Genomic DNA, 19,506 nt, shown 5'->3' on the forward strand with positions numbered 1-19,506 from the left:
GACACAGGAGCGTCATTTTTTGATGGAGTCGGTCTTCGCACTATGTGTGCTGCTATGTTGTCCTTTGATTCTTGGGTGTGTCCACTTTCGAGAATTTGAGTCATTCGACAATCCCAGAGTGTGGGGGCGACGAGAAAAGGTCGCAGCTCTGATATTCGTATTCTACGTTGGCTTGACAATCGGCTTGGGTAAGGCCGACATTTATTGGCTCTACGGCGACTACACAGGCAGAGATTCACGATTTTTTGTCTGTTTTGTACTACCCAGTATTGGCTTCGCCATTGCTATGTTTCCTCGCGCTGCTATTGAACTCAACAATGACTATTGGGGTTTGAAAAAGGGTAGTACACCTCGAGATTTTGCTTACGTTGGCTGGCTAATCTTGGCGTCAGCATTCATTCAATTTGTGGCCTAGTTGCGTGTCAAGGTGAAGGGCATTTTATTGCTCAAGGTCAAGTAGTTTCCTTAGGTTTGTGGCACTATGGATGGTGAACTTAGCGTTATAGCGAAATTGGAGAGTGTGTATGGCTTTCACCTTACCTCCAGCGCCCGATTGGAAAGCGTTGGTCAAATCGGGGTCACGTGTTTTTGTCGGCGCCAATGCCGCCGTGCCTTATGGGTTGATTGATGATTTAGTTACCCACAGTCAAGGGTTGAGTGATATCGAGCTCATTCATATGTTGGCTTTGGGGAATACCTATTGGGCTGATGCGCAACACAAAAACCTGTTTAAGGTGAACACTTTTTTTATTGGTGGAGATACCGTCAGGCAAGCCGTGGATGAAGGACGAGCTGACTATACACCCTGTTTCTTGTCTGAAATTTCCAGTTTGTTTAGCGACGGCACCCTGCCTCTTGATGTCGCTTTAGTGATGGTGAGCCCTCCCGATGAGTTTGGCTATTGTTCATTGGGCGTTTCGGTTGATATTTCGATGTCGGCGGTGCGTCAAGCGAGTATCGTTGTGGCGCAAATTAACCCGCAGATGCCGAGAACCGCAGGTCATTCCTATCTCCATATTAGCGAGTTTGACGCTTGCCTTGAGCAAGACGCTGAACTCATAGAGGTATCAACGCCGCCCATCGATTCCGTTACCGAGCGCATTGGGCAATACGTTTCTATGTTGGTTGAAGATGGCGCAACCTTGCAGTTTGGCATTGGTAAAATTCCCAGTGCGACCTTGAAGTATCTGAGTCAACACAAAGACCTAGGTATCCACAGCGAAATGCTAACCGACAGCATAATGGAAGTCATTGAAGCTGGCGCTATTTCGAATCGAAAAAAGACCTTTCACCCTGGTAAAATCGTGACGAGTTTTTGCATTGGTAGCAAGCGCTTATATGACTTTGTCGACAACAATCCTCACATTGAATTTTACCCTAGCAGTTACGTTAATAAGCCGACCAATATCGCAAAGAATGACAACATGATTGCCATCAATAGTGCGTTAGAAGTTGATTTAACCGGCCAAGTTGTTGCCGATTCATTGGGTTATGATTTTTATTCTGGTATCGGTGGACAAGTCGATTTTGTCACTGGTGCCAGTATCAGCAAAGGGGGTAAACCAATCATTGCTTTGCCATCTACTGCCAAAGGTGAAACGGTTTCGCGTATTACTCCGCAAATTACCCAAGGTGCAGGAGTTGTGACGTCTAGGGGGAACGTGCACTATGTCGTCACCGAATATGGTATTGCCTCTCTTCGCGGCAAAAGTATTCGTGAACGCGCCCTTGAACTGATTCGCGTAGCTCATCCTAAATTCCGAGCGGAATTATTAGCAGAGGTACGCAAACATTACTGGGTACCTCACTATCAAGAAAAATATCCAACAGACATTCCTGAGCTCGGTGCGATTCAGTTGAAACGCATTGATATACACGACGAAACCTTTTACATGCGTCCTTTAAATCCGGCTGATGAGCGGCGTTTACAAGAGTTTTTTTACTCGCATACCAAAGAGACCCTCAGGCTCAGGTATAACTACGACCCTAAGCAAATGTCTCGCGAGAAAAGCTGTAACTTAGTGAGCGTGGATCAAAGTACTGATGCTGCCTTGTGTTTTGTACGCCAAGAAGGCTCTCGGATTACAATTCACGCTGTCGGCCGTTTTTATTACTATCCAGAGGACAATAGTTGCGAAGTGGCGTTTGTCACTCGTGAGACGCAACAAGGAAAAGGTATGGCAAAACGCTTGTTGGCTCAGTTGATTGAGATAGCTAAGGCAAGAAAGATAAGTCGCATGATGGCGTTTGTTCGAGCAGAGAACAAACCGATGCGGAATATTTTTGAGAATGAAAATTTTCAGCGTTTGGTCACGGGTGACCCAAGTGAAGTTGAACTTGTGCTGAAACTAGGAGAGTAACCATGACCATGAGAATATTTCGGGGCGCGTCGTGTGCTACTCATAAAGTTGATGCGAGTCATCCTGAAAGCCCGGACCGACTCTATGCCATTGATGACCAGCTGCTTATCTCAGGGTTAGACATGGTACTTGAACATGTCAATGCTCAGCCTGTTACTGCAGAAGTCATTAAACTGGCTCACGACGATAACTACGTAGACCGAATATTTGAACAAGCGCCGACGCACGAGACCATCTGGTTAGATGACGATACCGCGATGACTCCAAATACCATAAAGGCTGCGACCGAGGCAGCTGGCGCAGGTGTCGCTGCGGTAGACTACGTGATGTCGGCAAAAGACAGGCGAGGGTTCTGCGCAGTCAGGCCTCCGGGTCATCATGCAGAATATGACAAAGCAATGGGCTTTTGTGTATTCAATAACATCGCCATTGCAGCTTATTGGGCAATCGAACATTATCAATTGTCCCGGTTGGCGATAGTTGATTTTGATGTGCACCACGGCAATGGTACTCACAATATCGTAGCGAATGACAGTAGAATTCAGTTTTACTCGTCCTTCCAACATCCCTTTTACCCTTTCAGTGGCATACCTAGTGGCGCTGACAATGTTCATGTTGTGCCTTTGGATGCAGGAACTCGCAGTGCTGAATATCGAGAATCTGTCGCCCATTGGTTTGATAGTATTCGTCAGTTCGATCCTGAGTTAATCCTAGTCAGCGCGGGCTTTGATGCTCATGCTGAAGACCCTTTAGGGCATTTGCGGCTAACTGAAGAAGATTACCGCTGGATCAGTGAATCTCTGCGGGATGTCGCGGATGAGTGTTGCGATGGCCGGATAGTGAGTATGCTAGAGGGCGGCTATGATTTAAGTGCCTTAGGCCGCAGCATGGTTGCGCATATTAGAGGGTTAGAAAAACTTTCTGAACACTATGCATGAGCGTTGATAGGGACGTGGCTGACCAAAAATGGCTAGGCTTGATGTTGCCGGCAAAAGCATCCGTTTGCATCGGTATTGATAACCGCGCCATAATAATCTTCAGATTGTGTCAACGACACGATCTGATTGATTAAGGTCTTCCCATTAAAGCACCCATAGCCTTTTGCGTATGGTCCCAAATAGCGTAGCTTGGCATTTTCATCCAAGATGGCAAGTGCCGGATAAGAGGGAATAAACGCCGCTAGATCCGGTGAGCTGTCTAATTGCAGTGTGATATTCGCATAGTGATCCCGGCCCAGTTCATCGAGCAAATCGGTTTGGTGTGCACCGACAAGCGTATCGCAATAACAGTATTGCGAATGGGTTAGCCGAACCACTGACCCCGGTGCCGCTCCTGCTTCAATGAGCATCGTCGACACGCGTTTATCAAAGTCTTTTTGCAAAGCGGCATCCGTTAACACCAGCTGTGGATCAAAGGGACGGAGTTGTTTTTCACTGTAGATTAAGAGCCCGCCGATAATCGAGCAGGCCCAAACTCCCAATAAAGCGTAACCCCAAAAGGCCTTTCTCACTTCCTATTGCACCTCAAAACGTTGCATTGTCATGTGCATGTCCATACACAAGTTTGCCAACGCATCGACTTGTGACTCAAGTTCAACGGCGGTTTGTGCTTCTTGTTGAGCAAACTCATGCAGTTTCGACAAGCTCTCAGCGATTGATGACGACGCGGTACCTTGTTCTTGAACCGAACTGGTGACCTCGGCCATGTTTTCTGAGACCTGATTAATTTGGCTGGTTATGGTTTGCATAGTCGTAGCGGCATTGTCTGATTCTGTTACCGCATTATCTACAATCTCAACACAGCTATTCATTTGCTCTACTGAACTTGCGGTACTGCTAACGAGTTGTTCAGTAATACCGCTAATCTCATCGGCACTTTCTTTCGAACGTATTGCTAGCGTTCTCACTTCATCAGCTACTACAGCAAATCCACGTCCGTGCTCGCCAGCCCTTGCGGATTCAATTGCTGCGTTCAATGCCAGTAAGTTAGTTTGTTCAGCTACCATAGTGATGGACCGCATGGCATCAGAAATGTTTGCACAGCGTTCATTGAGTTCTTGATTGGTTTGCGCAGCATCATTTAAGCGGTCACGTAAGGACGCGATGGTCTGCTTGGCGGATTCAATCGCTTTTAAGGTAGATTCAGTGTTCTGTCGGACGGTTTCAGTCACTTCATTCGTACTTTGGGTTCGCTCGCTGGACAGCTCCATTGTGACTGCAATTTGTTCCACCGCCGCGGAAATAGTCGCGGTTTCATTAGAGCTTTGGTGGCTAGTTTCGGTTAGCTGTGAGGTTGCCTGTCGAATAACGTCACTAGAGGTTGCAACGTCATTGGTCAATTTGCTGCTGTCAAAGACCAGCTTTTTAATGGTGGCAATAAAGTCCGCAAACGGCTTCACCATCTTATTACTGTCATCAATTTCAACATTAAAATTGATCTTTTCTGGATTCGCGAGAATTTTGTCCATAGCCTGTGAGATAGCCGCAGCACTGACTCCTTCTTTGTGTGAGGCATGGGACATAAACATTAATACTGTGCCTTCGGTGACGGCAAAAGCCGCGTGAATAAGCAAAATACCAAACGTTAAATGCCCCTCTTCAAACGCAAAAACGGGCGCACCAGACGCTTGCAGTGCAAAAAAGGCAATATGGTGAACTGCAACTGTGGCGGTAGCAACGGCTACGGTTTTCCAATCGCGAAAATAGGCGACGAAAGCCAGTAATACAAAGACTTCGAAATGCAGTTCTATTAGGCCGTATGCTTGATGAATGTGCAGAGCCCCCATTAACTCAGTACCAATCGCCATAGCGTATCGGCTTATTGGTGCATTGGGGTTTTGAATACTGAGAAACAGTGGAACTGCTACGATAGGAATACCAAAAAGAAATGCGGCTAACAGCTCACCGGTTACCATACCAATGATAATAGACAAGACCAATTGGACGACCAAAACAATGCGGAATATTTTGTGCCCTTCGAGTATCCAAGGATAGATCACAGATGTTACCTCTACTTATTCATTTGACGTATTGAATTAGCGCATCCGTGCATTTTTTTCGGTTCATCTATAAACATAGATGAAAAATACTCTATGTGTTAGTTGCGCTAAGGCGCACTTAATACCTTATATCGACCGTTAAGCAGGTATGATGAGTGACACACAGAAAATATATCTGGCAAACCGAAGCGTTGTTATGCGCTTTTTTGTACAATGCCGCTAGAGGAAAGAGCGCCTCTAGTACTTTTTTACTTACGTATAGCGTCGTTCCTGATGGCGTGCTTTGACGGAAGAGTCTTCAATGAAAATTGCCTTTTTATCGACAAGTGACCTCGAAGGTTTCTTTGTTTATGACGAACTTACTTTACCCCATTTTGCTGCGTCGGGTGTTGAGGTTGATACTGTTCCCTGGCGTAAAACGATTAACTGGAACCAATATGATGCAGTGATTGTGCGCAGCACTTGGGATTACCAACAAGCACCGGAGGATTTTCTCACCTGTTTAGCTCAAATTGAAGCGTCTTCGGCAGTATTGATAAACCCCTACTCACTGATGGCTTGGAACATTAAAAAGACGTATTTAAAAGACTTGGATAACCAAGGTGTGGCTATCGTACCCACTTTGTGGGCAACGGGAATTGATAAATCTCAAATTGATGCGGCCTTCGAGGCGTTTTCAACCGATACCATCATTGTTAAGCCGGTTCTCAGCGCAAACGCAGATGATACTTTTCGTTTGAATCGACAGGCGTTTACTGAACAATTCGATGCGTTGACGACGTTGTTTCATCAACGGGAACTCATGATACAACCCTTTTTAGCAGCGATTGTTGAAGAAGGAGAATACTCTTTGTTTTATTTTGACAATCAATATAGTCACGCTATCGTCAAACGTCCTAAAGCAGGGGATTTCAGGGTGCAAGAGGAACACGGTGGAGAGCTAGCAGTATATCAGCCGCAACCCGATGTGTTGGCAATGGCTAATCGAGCGCTTGATGCGATGCCATCAGCGTCCTTGTACGCACGTGTTGACGTTGTGAGGACGGATGGTGGTTGGGCAATAATGGAATTGGAATTAATTGAACCGTCCTTGTATTTCAATTTAGATGAAGACGCCCCCAAAAGATTTGTGGACGCCTTTCATCAATACATTCAGAAAACTTAACGCTGCGCATGCCGTTGCGTTTTATGAGTCGCCCGCGTTCTGCTGTTATTCCCAGCACTGTGACGGGTTCTTTCGACGCTTCGCGTTGTGACCGTTTTCGAATTGTTGCGAGTGGTGCGTGTCACTTTAGTTCTTGTTGTCGCTGTCGCGTTTTGTGAGCGCATCGTGTGAGGTTTCACCGTTTTGTGGGTTTGCCTCACCTGACGTTCTGTCGAATAACGCTTCACAGGACGTTGGCTCGTACTGCGCTGTGTTTGAACAACTTTGCGATCATTCGTTGAATAACGTCTCACTTGTCTGTCTCTATTTACGCTGGTTACCGGACGATGGGTTCTCGTTTGTTGTATCGAGCGAGACGATACCCGTTTCACTGGAGCGCGATTATAGGATACGCTTCTTACGTAACGGCGATCAGAGTAACGTTGATGTTGACGCCAATGTGAATAGTGATGGCTGCGCACATGACGATTCCATCTGCCACCGTAATAGTGTCTTACTGGACGGTGGCTGACGACAACATAACGGTTGTGCCAGTGAATTCCGCCGAAATAGAAACCGGCTCCAATGCTAACTCTTGGCCCCCAATAGAAGCCCCTGTGCCAACGATAGTGTCGTGGATGATGCCAAACGACGGGGTAATGGTTCCTGTGCCACCAACTACCGTACACAATGGCTGGATCGTAATAAGGCACATAGACTACCTTTTGGCGACGAGGAACAATCACAATGACGTCATCGTCATCTTCAACTTGCATGTATTGATTGTCTTCTAGGTTACCCGCTGCCAATGCACGTTGGCGTAACACTTGTACACGTGCAAGCAATCGCGCTTCGTCACTAATGACGTTGTCACCCAGAGAGGCTAACCAGTCGAGGTCATCGGCCATGCTGTGAAGCAGGTCTGTAAATGGCGCTAGAGCTTTGACACTCGGATCCCACTGTTCATCTTCGACATAATCAAGCACATCATCTTCGTCGATATGCTGATTGTCTTGACGCCATCTGTCAGCGGCAACGACATCAAGCGGATAGGTTGATGCGATGAAAATATGGGTTAACAGGGTATCCGGATATAGCGCGATTGGAGCCAGCAAGCTATCCAATTCAGCATTGGAATAGGCTCTAACCTCCACCTCGGATGGGGGCGGTGGTGTTGCATTCGCTGCGAGAGGGTAGGTAAGTGTCGCCAGCGACGTCGCTGTTAGCAAACTTGCGATTAATACCTTCATAAAAGCTCCTATACCAGCCAAGCTGGTGGTAACGTGATGTTACCTATAGTTATAAGCGCTTACAGATTAACCTTTGCTGAACCGTAGCTGACGGGAACGATTACTTGAAAATATGTGGATCGAATTTGTGACCCAACTTTTCCGTTTTCGTTTTTAGGTAGTGTTTATTGTCTTTTGTCAGGCCGTGGTCGATTGCTTTTCTCGAGGCAACGTCGATACCCAAATCTTTCAGTGCTTTAAGCTTTTTAGGATTGTTTGTCATCAGCTCGACGCGTTTCACATTCAGGGTGTCGAGCATTAACTTACAAATGTCGTAACTGCGAAGGTCAGCGTCAAAGCCCAAATGTTCATTGGCTTCTACGGTATCTAGCCCACTGTCTTGTAAGTTATAGGCGCGGATTTTGTTGAGCAAGCCAATGCCTCGACCTTCCTGGCGAAGGTACAAGAGTACGCCATGGCCATTTTCAGTAATGTTTTTCAACGCTCGCTCTAACTGAAAACCACAGTCGCATCGCGTGCTAAACAAAGCATCGCCAGTAAGACATTCCGAGTGTATGCGAATAGGCACAATGTCATCGTCTGACCATTCACCATACGATAAGGCAACGTGCTCCTGCCCACTGACTTCGACGAATCCATGAATGCGGAAATCGCCCCATCGCGTAGGTAATTTGGCTGAGCTAACGTATTCGTACTTTGGTTGTTGATTGGTCATGACACTACTATCCCCATAACTGAGTCACTTAATTGGGGGCTAATTTGTTTTTTCCAAGTCGCTATCTTATCAAATCTTGTGATGTTCTTGCATAAAGTATAGCAGATAGCACTCTTGGTTCAGGCAAGTGGTGCAGTCTTACAAAGACTGGTAGTCCTCTAAGGGCGAAGGTTTGGCAACACCATAACCTTGAGCATAATCCACGCCTAACTTACCCAGTTGTGTCATGACATTCTCGTTTTCGACAAACTCTGCAACTGTCTCCATACCCATGGCTTTTGCCACATCTTTAATTGAGGATACCATCGCCAAGTCGACGTGGTCGGTTAAAATGTCTCTCACAAAGCTACCGTCAATCTTCACGCAATCTACGGGCAGAGACTTTAAGTAGGCATAAGAGGAGAAACCACTGCCGAAGTCGTCGAGGGCAAACTTGCAGCCCATTTGGCGGAAGGTTCGCATGAACTGTAAGGTTTCTTCCAATTTTACAATCGCCATGGTTTCAGTAATTTCAAAGCAGATTTTTTCGTAGGGTATGGCGTATTTCTCAAACGCATTGAGTACAAATAGCTTGAGGTCTCTGTCGGCCAATGAATGACCACTTAAGTTGATATTGCAGCGCTGGAGATTTTCACACTTCTCGGGATTATTATGAATCCACTTGAATGTGTTTTCTACGACCCAGCGATCTACCTTTGCACTCAAATCATAACGCTCTGCAGAAGGCAGGAAAGCGTTGGGTGGTACGATGTCGCCATCCAAATTCATGCGCAGCAATATCTCAAAATAGTCACCGTCCAATTCACGATTTAGCGGGCGGTAATGTTGGTAATACAGTTCAAATTTATCGACTTGTAACGCGTCGTTGATATGAGATACCCAATTGAGTTCTTCTTCATAGCGCTGCAGGCTTTCGTCGTCAGCGCGATAGCGATGAATCTGATTACGGCCCATGTCTTTTGCTACGTAGCAAGCGGCATCCGCCATACTGATTAACTGTTCTGGAGAATTTCGATGTTGTGCACAGTCCACTAAGCCTATACTGACACCGAGTGTGAATATGCGATTTTCCCAGATAAATCGATAGTGATGAACGGCATTGAGTAAACGCATGGCAATTAAATAGGCGGCGTCCTCATTTTGCCGTGGCAAAAGTACAGCAAACTCATCTCCGCCGAGACGGGCCATAATGCCAGCATCTTGGACAATATTCTGTAGGATTTGGGCGAGCTCTTTGATCAACGAATCTCCCGCCTTGTGGCCACAGGTATCATTGACGATTTTGAAGCGATCGAGGTCTAAGTAAAGCAGTACCGTTGGCTCGGTCTCATTGGGTAGGCGTTTGACTGCTAATTGCAGCTGATGCTCAAACTCCCGACGGTTGTATACGCCGGTGAGCGGGTCATGGGTAGCCATGTATTCGAGGCTAATGCTCGATTGTTTTTTCTCAGTAACGTCAAAAATCGACCCATACAAATAGTTGCTGCCGTTTTCTGTGCGCATTTGACAAGAAAGAGAAAACCAAAACTCGGCGCCATTGCGTTTTTTGCCTTTGATTTCTCTGCCTAAAACGACGCCCTGTTCAATCAGCTCCCCGAGCAATAAGTCTCTGTCGTTTTCATTGGCATAAAAGTCTGACGTTGAGCCTACCGAGGCTAACATACTCGCTTCGTCATCATAGCCAAAAAGCTGGCACATAGCGGGATTAATACTGATTAGCTCACCATCAAGCGTTGAAGTGTAAAGGCCTTCTGCTGAATTTTTGAATAATTCGTAAAAGTGATGAAGGTCGTGAATCTTTTGTTCTTGCTCAGTGAGTTGGTTGCGATGGGATAAACGTTCAGAAGCAGAAATCGCGACGACAAACGACAGCATACCAAGCGCAAATAAACCGATCAGAATCGCTCGGTCAGCGTTGCTGCTTGATTTAAAACCGAGGAAATCATTAACGCAGATGACTCCTGCCAGAATTAACAACATCCAGCCGATAAACAACAGTCGCTGAGCCGTCGTATTGTTGCCAGTGGAATAGTATTGAGCGGAAGCCAATTGCGTGGCGATAGCCAATGGAATAATAAAGAAACTCAATTGAGTTTGCTCAAATGTTGTGCTTAAAAAAGACGACACAAATAGGGCGGAAGGCAATGCAAAATTGAGTGCTTTGCACCATGTGGGGATAGTTTCAATCAATCCGTGATGAACCTTTGCCATGGCACCCAACATCAGTGAGAAACACAATAAACTCAGTGACGCAATGGCTATTGGAGATACCACAGGAACACGAATAAAACCTTCAGTTGCGAGCACAGTGAAGAGCATCAGCACACTTGAAATGGCAAACCAAAAGCGTACTTGAGTTCGGTTGAGCACATAGGTGACAAGGGAGTAACCACACAATATAAATAAGGCGCCTACCAGCGTACCTATGAGTAATAGATAGCGTCGTTCATGGCCAATCCTGGCCTCTTCATCCCACAGCGCTATTGGGGCTGTCATCATCCCGCCATCACTAATGCCAAGTAACAAGGTGACTTTTTGCCCGGGTTTAATCGTGAAAGGGAAATGAAAACTTTTTGAGTCATGAGTGTGTATCGCATCGGCTTTCCAAGCACCGGTGTTGTATGCACTGAGAATACGCATCCTGTCATCCAGCACATAAAGCTCGACCACATCTAAGGTAGTGTCTTCTACCGTTAGTGCCAGTGACTTATAACTAGCGCCATTGTATTTGACGTTAAGTCGCATCCACTGACGTTCATCTTTGGGGATGGGCGTATAGATTTGCGGCTCGGGCCATTCAAAAAACTGTAAGGAAACATCGGCGTAGGATACGGCATTGGGAATGATGGCGATGTCTGCGACTGAGTAGAGGTCTTTGGCGATAAAACCGTCGTCTATGTTCAGTTCGGCTGGCGGCAGCGTAATGGCCTGCAACGAGACTGAGCGGTCAGAGGTATACTTTTCCTTCGTATTATCGACCGTGTTGAACAGCACGAAAGCTGAAATCAGTAACAGTGTTAGCAGCACATATTTTACGCCATTGAGCGCCATCAATGCAGTCCTTGTACTTATTGGTTAGGCACGCACCTAGGTAAAACAGTATTGCACCTGATGCGGCAAAGTAGTGTCAGTTTCCAATAGCGTTTACTTTGAAGCGCTACCAGCACTATCTTTTTATTAGGCCAAGTCGATCATTAACCGACCGGTATTGCATACTATATTGTGCTGGCTGGTGCATAAATGCAAACGCAATTGGTGAATTCGTCACCGCAGTGTTGTTTTGCCTGCCTCAGCTCGTTGACAGCTTATTGTTGTGCTTTGGCATGGTCGACGAGGGCATTGAGAGCGCTCTCGGACGCTGAAATTGGTGTCAACCAAACACTCTCGCACAACCACTCTACGCACAAGTGCACAGCAAAGGATGGATGCACGATAGAGACTTGAAATCGGTCAGCTCCGAGGTATTCATTTTCCAATGTGGCGTCGAGCAAGCGAGCAATCGTCTCACTCAAGTGCCTAGCACGAGCTAGGGTAGAAGGCAGAGGTAAATGCAACACTATGTGGTCGCCGTGGCTTACCATCGAATTGATAAATTCTGTCAATGTAATTTGCTGCATCACTCTCTCAAAATAGGGGCCTTTTCAGCGCAAAGCCAATAGCGGCTGTTGATTCCGACGAACGCTATCAAATCCGAAACACGATGAAAAGCCATATGCTCGCTTAAACTAAATACGACTGCACACCGTATCAGGATTAGCAACACGACGCGCGCTATGATTTGCTTATCCACCTTCATTCATCAAATCAAATTGAATATCGATGGGTAGGCTTTATTGTTGTGTAGGTTTACAGGTGTCAGAACAGAAGGATAACGATAAATGATAACGCTTCACCACCTCAACAATTCACGGTCTCAACGGATTATTTGGCTCTTAGAAGAGTTGGGTTGCGACTACACACTAAAAACCTATCAAAGGGATAGTACGACTAACTTAGCACCAGCCTCCCTGAAGGCGGTGCATCCTTTGGGTCGTTCCCCGATTTTGAGTACGCCACACGGTGATATCGCAGAAACAGGCGCCATCATTGAATACTTGGTTAAACACCATGGCAATGGTGCTTTTGCTGTGCCGAGTGCGCCTGAAGCGGAACTCAATTATTGGTTTTGGTTGCATTTCTCCGAAGGTTCTTTGATGCCGCCAATGGTGGCTAGCTTGGTGTTAAATAGAGCCCGAGAAAAAGCGAGCGGCTTCTTGATCAAAGGGGTTGTTAACAAGCTAGTGGACGGTATTTTAGGTGCCTATTTCGGACCAAACTTAAAAACCAGCTTGGCTTATATCGAGGGCTATTTGAGTGAAAATGAATGGTTTGCAGGTGATCAACCCACGGGTGCCGACGTTCAAATGATCTTCCCATTAGAGTCTTTGGTAGCAACTGGTCGAGCCGACGATTTACCGGCCGTTAAAGCGTATGTAGCAAGAGTCCATGAGCGGCCAGCTTACAAAGTTGCCCTTGAAAAAGGCGGCGAGTACGCTTACGCCTAGGCTCTGACTCTCTTAGCTGTCCCGATTGAGGTAATCATCGATCAGTTGAATAAAGGCATCGCCGTAACGGGACAGTTTTGTTTGGCCTACACCACTGACTTCAAGCATGGTTTCACTCGAAGTGGGTTGTTTAGATGCCATATCAGCTAAGGTAGCGTCAGAAAAGATAACAAATGGCGGTACATCATTTTCTTCTGCCAATGCTTTTCTCAAGTGTTTTAACCTTGAGAAGAGCTTTTTGTCGTAGTTGGTCGGTGCGCTATTTTTCTTTTCAGGCTTGAAGGTCAGCCTTGGTGAGGCTAGCGACAAAGGAATTTCCGCTTTGAGAACAGGCTTCGCTGCTGGGGTCAATCTCAGCGCTGCAAAGGCAGTAATATCTACCCGCAGTAGACCTTTGTGAATGAGCTGGTTAATGATGGAGTGCCAATAAGAATCTGATTTGTCTTTGCCAATACCATAGGTACTCAATTGGTCGTGGCCCGCTTCTGAAATTCGCTTTAACGCTTTGCCTCGTAATACATCTATGACGTATTGTGAGCTTGCTTGTTGTTTTAATCTCAGTACACAAGACAGTGCTTTTTGCGCGAGCTCGAGGCCGTCGATTTCACGGGGCGGATCTAGGCAGATATCACAGTTACCACAAGGTTTGTCGCTGTATTCTGAAAAGTAGTTAAGCAATACCTGACGGCGGCATGTTTGCGCCTCAGAAAACGCTTCCATCGCAGCAAATTTTTGAAGTTCGATGGGCGTGCGCTCTGAAGAATCACCTTGTTCAATCCACTGCTTTACTCTAGCACTGTCTTTTTCATCAAACAGCAATAAGGCCTCTGCTGGCAAACCGTCTCGGCCCGCTCTGCCCGTTTCCTGATAGTAGCCTTCGACACTGCGCGGGACGTCGTGGTGTACCACATATCGCACGTTCGACTTGTTGATACCCATACCAAATGCAACGGTCGCGACGACGATGTCGATTTTGTCGGTCAAAAACTGACGTTGTACATATTCTCTTTCGTCATTGGGCAAGCCCGCATGATAGGCCGCGCATTTTAGCCCTTGTTTGTATAACTTTTTATACAGGTCGTCGACTTTTGCGCGGCTGTTGCAGTAGATAATGCCGCTACCATCTTGTTGTTTTACATAATCGAGTACCTGATCAAACGCTTTGTATTTGTTCATGACACGATAGCGAATATTGGGTCTATCGAAGCTTCCTTTGAATACAAAAGGATCAGTGAGATTAAGTTGCTCGATAATGTCTTGTTGAGTGGCAACATCTGCTGTAGCGGTTAATCCAATAACCGGTATATTGGGGAAGCGCTGTTTGATCTGGTGTAAATTGCGATAATCGTTGCGAAAATCGTGACCCCAATGGGACACGCAATGAGCTTCATCGATAGCAAAAAGGCTGATTTTTACCTGGCTAATTTGATTGAGAAAATAATATTGCAGCAATCGTTCAGGTGAAACGTAAAGCAATGATAAATCGCCATTTTGAAGTGCGGCCAATGTTTGTTGCTGTGCTTCTTCATCAAGACTTGAGTTTAAATAGGCGGCGCGAACTCCTTGTTCCTTTAACTGTTCCACTTGGTCCTGCATCAGTGAAATAAGTGGGGAGACGACTATCGCAGTACCCTGCATACAGATGGCTGGGATTTGATAGCAAAGGGATTTTCCTCCACCTGTAGGCAGCAATACTAATGCGTCTTTTCCCTTGACCACATTGTCAATAATGTCTTGTTGCCCGGTTCTAAATTCTGAATAGCCGAAGACGCTCTCAAGTACATCTTGTGGAGAGGGTAGCTGAGAATGGGAGTCAGAATTCGCAGGTATTGTCGCGTCAAGTGTTGCAATAGTCATCGGTTGCGATTTTACGTGTTTTTAGCGTGTGATTCACCTGATAGGCGCCTTTCTTTGCAATTTATTTTCGTCAGTTGCTCGCTGGTCGTGCCTAACCTTAACGCGAACGGCGAACCAACACTTGAGCTACTGATGGAATTGGCTCACAATCAGCCTCTTTTCGATACCATGTGAGCAGAATGTCAGTGTCTCAAACTGAAAACAACGATGCGAAAGTAGGGGTTTTATCAGCGATTGCCGCATATACCATGTGGGGCTTTGCGCCAATGTACTTCAAATACCTTGATGCATTGTCGGCCATGGAAGTACTCATGCACCGCGTCGTTTGGTCTGCGGCGGTACTCGTTATACTCATCGTTTCGCTCAAACAAATTGATAAAGTAATCACGGCACTGCGCTCTGTACGAGTGATGGGCATATTGCTTGCTGCTGGATTGCTACTGGGTGCGAATTGGTTGTTGTTTATCTGGGCGATTAACAATGATCACTTGTTGGATGCCAGTTTAGGTTACTACATTAACCCTTTGATAAATGTGCTGTTGGGTTACCTCTTCTTGCAAGAGCGGTTGCGGCGGTTACAAATGTGGGCTGTTGGCTTGGCTGCCCTTGGTGTGGTCATTCTTATCGTTTCTTATGGCCAATTGCCTTGGATCGCGCTGGTACTCGCAGTCAGTTTCAGTATTTACGGACTGCTGCGTAAACAAGTGTCGGTTGAAAGTATGCCTGGGCTTTTTATCGAAACCATGATGATGTTACCTATTGCGATTTACTACTGGGTCATATGGGGAACCGCGTCGAGCAATATGTTCTCGAATACGTGGAGTTTTAATTTATGGTTGATTGCCGCTGGTGTGGTTACCACTGCGCCCTTGCTGTGTTTTACGGCGGCGGCACGACGCATTCGATATTCAACCTTGGGGTTTTTCCAATACATAGGCCCAAGTTTGATGTTCATACTTGCGGTCTGGCTATACGGCGAGCCGCTGGACAATGCCCGACTGGTGACATTTGGTTTTGTCTGGGGCGCACTAGCGTTATTTAGTTGGGATTCGTATCGCAGTTATCGGCAAACAAAGCGCCAAGGTTAAGCCGCTTTAGCTAGCGGCGCTCTCTCTAGAGATATCACTGGCAATACAATTTCGACCATTGGTCTTGGCGTCGTAGAGTAAGTCATCAGCTTTAGAGAGCATTTGTGAAATACTCTTGGCTGTATAAACAGTCAGACCAATACTGGTTGTTACCTCGATGGATTCGCCGTTAAATTTGACCGGTAAATCTTCTATATGTTGGCGAAACTTCTCTGTTCTTACGAGTGCATCTCGAGCTGAGGTATTGGCAAAGAATACGCAGAATTCTTCACCGCCGAAACGGGCAATGTCAGCGTCTTTGAAATCCATAACCAGTCGTTTTGCAATGGATTTAAGCACAGCATCCCCACCGTCATGACCGAAGGTATCGTTGATTTTTTTAAAGTGGTCTAAATCGATAATGGCCAACGCAGAAGGGGCTTTTGTCTTGGCTTCGAAAAATGCGTTCGTCGCATGAAAAAAGTATCGGCGATTCGGTAGACCCGTTAAATAATCAGAGTTTGCACCTCGGCGTATGGTTTCTACGTTTTCTATCATTTCCAAGTTTTGCGTCATGCGGCACAAGAACTCTTCATAACAGTAGGGTTTACGCAGAAAATCATTGGCGCCACTTTTCAAAAAGCGCGCTGAAAACAAATCGGTATGGTTTTGCGCGAGGCCAATTACCGCCATCTCATCCTTACCGTAGCGTTTGCGTAAATCAGAAACGAGCTGCGGGGCAGCAATATCCTCTAGCTCTGCATCGACCAGACACAGTTTGATGTTGGGGTGAGCGGCCAATACAGCGTGAGTCTCTTCGCCATTGGTTGCCTGATACGTCATAAAGTTATGACGTCTAAGCAGAGATATCATTTCGCCCCGGCTCTTGCGATCAGGGTCGGCGACCAATACGCCAATGGACTTGTTTTTTTCTAATCGAGCTAGCAATCTGCTCAGGTAGTCATAAACCTGTGCGTTTTCTTTTGGGATGTAATCGACCACTTCTCTGGCGAGCACTGAGTCCCGAGTTTTAGCGTCGACATGCCCAGTGATCACTATCGTTGGGATAAAGGCATCGATCGCGAAATCGATGGCTTGACCATTGGGTGCGTCAGGTAAGTGATAGTCCACGACTGCACACAAAAACTCTTCTGGCGCACTGGTTGAGAATATGTGCTGAGCTTCGACAAGCGATGCAGCTGAGACAGGCTTCAGCTTGGCTTGTTTCACCAGTTTAGATATGAGCTTCATGCTCATTGAACTGTCTTCAATGATCAGGACTTTCAACATCTGTCTTTCTCAACTATTTCGTAAGTTACGCATGTTCTAACTTAGCATAGGCTAGAACCAGCCACTTTGTACCAAAGTCATCAAAATTAACTTGGACTCGAGCGCTGTCGCCACTCCCTTCATAGTTCAATACGATGCCGTAACCAAACTTGCGATGTTGCACTCGCTGTCCCAACTGGAAGCCTGTTCCAGTGAAATGTTCGTGTGATGTTACCCGACTAAAACGGTTTGGCATAGGCCTAGATACCGTATTCTTTAGTCTAATCTCTTCGACGCATTCAGGCGGAATCTCACGTATAAAGCGGGATGCAGTGTGATATTTATCTTGACCATACAGTCTACGAGTTTCGGCATAAGTGATGAAAAGCTTTTGCATGGCACGTGTCATGCCAACATAACAAAGGCGTCTTTCTTCCTCCATTCTGCCCGGTTCTTCGTTTGTCATTTGGCTGGGGAACATGCCTTCTTCTACACCAGCAAGGAAAACCATAGGGAACTCTAAACCTTTGGCAGTGTGTATCGTCATCATTTGCACAGCATCTTGATCGGTCTTTGCTTGGGTTTCACCTGCTTCTAGAGAAGCATGGGCCAAAAATGCCGCGAGAGGCGTCATTTCGTCTGCGTCTTCAGGTACGACAAACTGCTTACATGCCGTCACTAATTCCTCGAGGTTCTCGATTCTCGCTTGGGCTTTTTCGCCTCGCTCCGCCTGATACATCGCATATAAACCAGATTGTTTGATTGCTTTGTCAGCTTGGTTCTCGAGCGCTTCTTGATCAATTTCTGCAGTCAGATCGTTGATTAAATTAATAAAGCTTTGCAAGGCATTAGCCGCTCTACCTTTTAACCCGCCTTCGGCGATCAGCATGCCGCTGGCTTGCCACATTGAGCAGTTGTACTGCTTTGCGGCCTCTCTAACTTGCGACAACGTTTTGTCTCCCAGTCCGCGAGCTGGCGTGTTAACAACCCGTTCGAAGGCAGCATCATCTTGGGGATGGTTGACCATTCTCAAATAGCCAAGTGCATCTTTGATTTCTTGACGTTCGAAGAAGCGCAAACCGCCGTATATGCGATAGGCAATACCTTCGTGAAGTAATGCCTCTTCTAAAACACGAGACTGAGCATTGTTGCGATACAGAATCGCGCAGTCTTTTAGTGCGTTGCCGTGCCCCAACCAGGTTTTAATTTGACCCACAATAAAACGGGCTTCGTCCAATTCGTTGAAGCCGGCGTAAACCGCAATAGGTTCACCGTCACTGCCATCTGTCCAAAGTTCTTTGCCCAAACGGCCATCGTTGTGATCAATGACGGCGTTAGCCGCTTTTAGAATCGTGCCGGTAGAACGGTAATTTTGTTCCAGTCGAATGGTGGTTGGCTGGTTAAAATCTTTCAAAAAGTGCTGGATGTTTTCAACATTGGCTCCGCGCCATCCATATATTGATTGGTCATCATCACCGACAATCATGATGTTGTTATCCGAACCACACAACAAGCGCAACCACGCGTATTGGATGTTGTTGGTATCTTGGAATTCGTCGACGAGGACCGCTCTAAAACGGCGTTGGTAATGTGCCAGCAGCTCGGGGTTTTTAAGCCAAAGTTCGTGAGCTCGCAGCAATAATTCAGCAAAATCCACTAGACCTGAGCGATCACATGCCTCTTGATATGCCGCATAAATTTCACGCATCTTAGTTTGTACTGCATCGCCATGGGTTTCGATGTGTTGCGGGCGTAGGCCCTCGTCTTTATTGCCGTTGATGTACCATTGGATTTGTTTTGGAGCCCAGTGTTTCTCGTCCAAGTTCATGCTTTTCAGTACCCGTCTAACAAGACGGTACTGGTCGTCAGAATCGAGTATTTGGAAATTCTCTGGTAACCCAGCCTCAGCGTGATGGCTTCGCAATAGTCTGTGGGCCAAACCGTGGAAGGTACCGATCCACATGGTATTTAACCCGCGGCCCATTAAATGTTCCGCTCTACCACGCATCTCTTTGGCTGCTTTATTGGTAAAGGTTACCGCCAAAATACAATAAGGGGCTATGTTCTCAACTTCCATCAACCACGCAATGCGGTGAACCAATACGCGAGTTTTACCACTACCAGCTCCAGCCAGTACTAGCATATTTGAAAGTGGCGCTGCCACTGCTTCACGTTGTTTATCATTTAAGTCGTCAAGCAGTCGAGATACATCCATCGTTACTTTACCTGTGTTTATAGCCAGTATTATGCGCCTAGTATGCCATTGAATGCGACGTTTTACTCTGTATTTGGAGGAATTTAT

At 46.4% G+C, this 19,506-nt stretch carries 15 protein-coding genes; 6 read left to right on the plus strand and 9 right to left on the minus strand.

What is annotated here, in order from left to right:
• Window positions 1-22: 22 nt before the first annotated feature.
• The 3 genes from AC27G9_RS17290 (at window position 23) to AC27G9_RS17300 (ending at window position 3,298) form a co-directional block, all read left to right on the plus strand.
• Window positions 23-415, plus strand: a complete 393-nt coding sequence (locus AC27G9_RS17290; RefSeq protein ID WP_487075732.1) for a hypothetical protein — start codon at window positions 23-25, stop codon at window positions 413-415.
• A 109-nt stretch (window positions 416-524) separates the two neighbouring features.
• Window positions 525-2,360 (plus strand): GNAT family N-acetyltransferase, encoded by a 1,836-nt coding sequence (locus AC27G9_RS17295; RefSeq protein WP_487075733.1) that lies wholly within the window; start codon window positions 525-527, stop codon window positions 2,358-2,360.
• A gap of 2 nt (window positions 2,361-2,362) precedes the next feature.
• Window positions 2,363-3,298 carry a histone deacetylase family protein gene (locus AC27G9_RS17300; RefSeq protein WP_487075734.1) on the plus strand — a complete coding sequence of 312 codons (936 nt, stop codon included), beginning with the start codon at window positions 2,363-2,365 and terminating at the stop codon, window positions 3,296-3,298.
• 32 nt (window positions 3,299-3,330) lie between these two features.
• Here the strand turns inward: AC27G9_RS17300 and AC27G9_RS17305 are convergent, their stop codons facing one another.
• Window positions 3,331-3,870, minus strand: coding sequence for a DUF6436 domain-containing protein (locus AC27G9_RS17305; protein WP_487075735.1), 540 nt, complete (start codon window positions 3,868-3,870; stop codon window positions 3,331-3,333).
• Window positions 3,871-3,873: 3 nt separating this feature from the next.
• Window positions 3,874-5,358 (minus strand): methyl-accepting chemotaxis protein, encoded by a 1,485-nt coding sequence (locus AC27G9_RS17310; RefSeq protein WP_487075736.1) that lies wholly within the window; start codon window positions 5,356-5,358, stop codon window positions 3,874-3,876.
• Window positions 5,359-5,659: 301 nt separating this feature from the next.
• On the opposite strand from AC27G9_RS17310, the gene AC27G9_RS17315 reads away from it, so the two are divergent.
• Window positions 5,660-6,523, plus strand: a complete 864-nt coding sequence (locus AC27G9_RS17315; RefSeq protein ID WP_487075737.1) for an ATP-grasp domain-containing protein — start codon at window positions 5,660-5,662, stop codon at window positions 6,521-6,523.
• Here the strand turns inward: AC27G9_RS17315 and AC27G9_RS17320 are convergent.
• From AC27G9_RS17320 to AC27G9_RS17335, 4 genes are all read right to left on the minus strand, one after another.
• Window positions 6,520-7,752: a DUF3300 domain-containing protein gene (locus AC27G9_RS17320; protein WP_487075738.1), complete on the minus strand. Its 1,233-nt coding sequence runs from the start codon at window positions 7,750-7,752 to the stop codon at window positions 6,520-6,522. The genes AC27G9_RS17315 and AC27G9_RS17320 overlap by 4 nt on opposite strands.
• A gap of 100 nt (window positions 7,753-7,852) precedes the next feature.
• The gene (ribA, locus tag AC27G9_RS17325; protein WP_487075739.1) at window positions 7,853-8,467 is read right to left on the minus strand and encodes a GTP cyclohydrolase II; all 615 of its coding nucleotides are present in this window, start codon (window positions 8,465-8,467) and stop codon (window positions 7,853-7,855) included.
• A 138-nt stretch (window positions 8,468-8,605) separates the two neighbouring features.
• Window positions 8,606-11,518, minus strand: coding sequence for an EAL domain-containing protein (locus tag AC27G9_RS17330; protein WP_487075740.1), 2,913 nt, complete (start codon window positions 11,516-11,518; stop codon window positions 8,606-8,608).
• Window positions 11,519-11,772: 254 nt separating this feature from the next.
• A complete protein-coding gene (locus AC27G9_RS17335) occupies window positions 11,773-12,084 on the minus strand; it encodes a DUF3630 family protein (RefSeq protein ID WP_487075741.1) in 312 nt (103 codons plus the stop codon).
• A 261-nt stretch (window positions 12,085-12,345) separates the two neighbouring features.
• Between AC27G9_RS17335 and AC27G9_RS17340 the strand changes: the two genes are divergently transcribed.
• Window positions 12,346-13,011: a glutathione S-transferase family protein gene (locus AC27G9_RS17340; protein WP_487075742.1), complete on the plus strand. Its 666-nt coding sequence runs from the start codon at window positions 12,346-12,348 to the stop codon at window positions 13,009-13,011.
• Window positions 13,012-13,023: 12 nt separating this feature from the next.
• On the opposite strand, the gene recQ is transcribed toward AC27G9_RS17340, so the two are convergent.
• Complete coding sequence (recQ, locus tag AC27G9_RS17345; RefSeq protein ID WP_487075743.1) at window positions 13,024-14,868, minus strand: DNA helicase RecQ; 1,845 nt, start codon at window positions 14,866-14,868, stop codon at window positions 13,024-13,026.
• Between the two features lie 179 nt (window positions 14,869-15,047).
• Here recQ and rarD point away from each other — a divergent pair, with 179 nt between their 5' ends.
• Entirely contained in the window at window positions 15,048-15,956 is a 909-nt protein-coding gene (gene rarD / locus AC27G9_RS17350; protein WP_487075744.1) for an EamA family transporter RarD, read from the plus strand.
• Between the two features lie 6 nt (window positions 15,957-15,962).
• Here the strand turns inward: rarD and AC27G9_RS17355 are convergent, their stop codons facing one another.
• A complete protein-coding gene (locus AC27G9_RS17355; protein WP_487075745.1) occupies window positions 15,963-17,225 on the minus strand; it encodes a GGDEF domain-containing response regulator in 1,263 nt (420 codons plus the stop codon).
• Window positions 17,226-17,250: 25 nt separating this feature from the next.
• Window positions 17,251-19,419 (minus strand): DNA helicase II, encoded by a 2,169-nt coding sequence (gene uvrD, locus AC27G9_RS17360; RefSeq protein ID WP_487075746.1) that lies wholly within the window; start codon window positions 19,417-19,419, stop codon window positions 17,251-17,253.
• Between the last annotated feature and the right edge of the window lie 87 nt (window positions 19,420-19,506).

Source organism: Alteromonas sp. 5NS40-0096, assembly GCF_057544385.1.

What these genes read in the sequence shown, in the direction of transcription:
- AC27G9_RS17290 (WP_487075732.1), top strand. Translation starts at nt 23, where the DNA reads ATGGAGTCGGTCTTCGCACTATGTGTGCTGCTATGTTGTCCTTTGATT.
- AC27G9_RS17295 (WP_487075733.1), top strand. Translation starts at nt 525, where the DNA reads ATGGCTTTCACCTTACCTCCAGCGCCCGATTGGAAAGCGTTGGTCAAA.
- AC27G9_RS17300 (WP_487075734.1), top strand. Translation starts at nt 2,363, where the DNA reads ATGACCATGAGAATATTTCGGGGCGCGTCGTGTGCTACTCATAAAGTT.
- AC27G9_RS17315 (WP_487075737.1), top strand. Translation starts at nt 5,660, where the DNA reads ATGAAAATTGCCTTTTTATCGACAAGTGACCTCGAAGGTTTCTTTGTT.
- AC27G9_RS17320 (WP_487075738.1), bottom strand. Translation starts at nt 7,752, where the DNA reads ATGAAGGTATTAATCGCAAGTTTGCTAACAGCGACGTCGCTGGCGACA.
- ribA (WP_487075739.1), bottom strand. Translation starts at nt 8,467, where the DNA reads ATGACCAATCAACAACCAAAGTACGAATACGTTAGCTCAGCCAAATTA.
- AC27G9_RS17330 (WP_487075740.1), bottom strand. Translation starts at nt 11,518, where the DNA reads ATGGCGCTCAATGGCGTAAAATATGTGCTGCTAACACTGTTACTGATT.
- AC27G9_RS17335 (WP_487075741.1), bottom strand. Translation starts at nt 12,084, where the DNA reads ATGCAGCAAATTACATTGACAGAATTTATCAATTCGATGGTAAGCCAC.
- AC27G9_RS17340 (WP_487075742.1), top strand. Translation starts at nt 12,346, where the DNA reads ATGATAACGCTTCACCACCTCAACAATTCACGGTCTCAACGGATTATT.
- recQ (WP_487075743.1), bottom strand. Translation starts at nt 14,868, where the DNA reads ATGACTATTGCAACACTTGACGCGACAATACCTGCGAATTCTGACTCC.
- rarD (WP_487075744.1), top strand. Translation starts at nt 15,048, where the DNA reads ATGTCAGTGTCTCAAACTGAAAACAACGATGCGAAAGTAGGGGTTTTA.
- AC27G9_RS17355 (WP_487075745.1), bottom strand. Translation starts at nt 17,225, where the DNA reads ATGTTGAAAGTCCTGATCATTGAAGACAGTTCAATGAGCATGAAGCTC.
- uvrD (WP_487075746.1), bottom strand. Translation starts at nt 19,419, where the DNA reads ATGGATGTATCTCGACTGCTTGACGACTTAAATGATAAACAACGTGAA.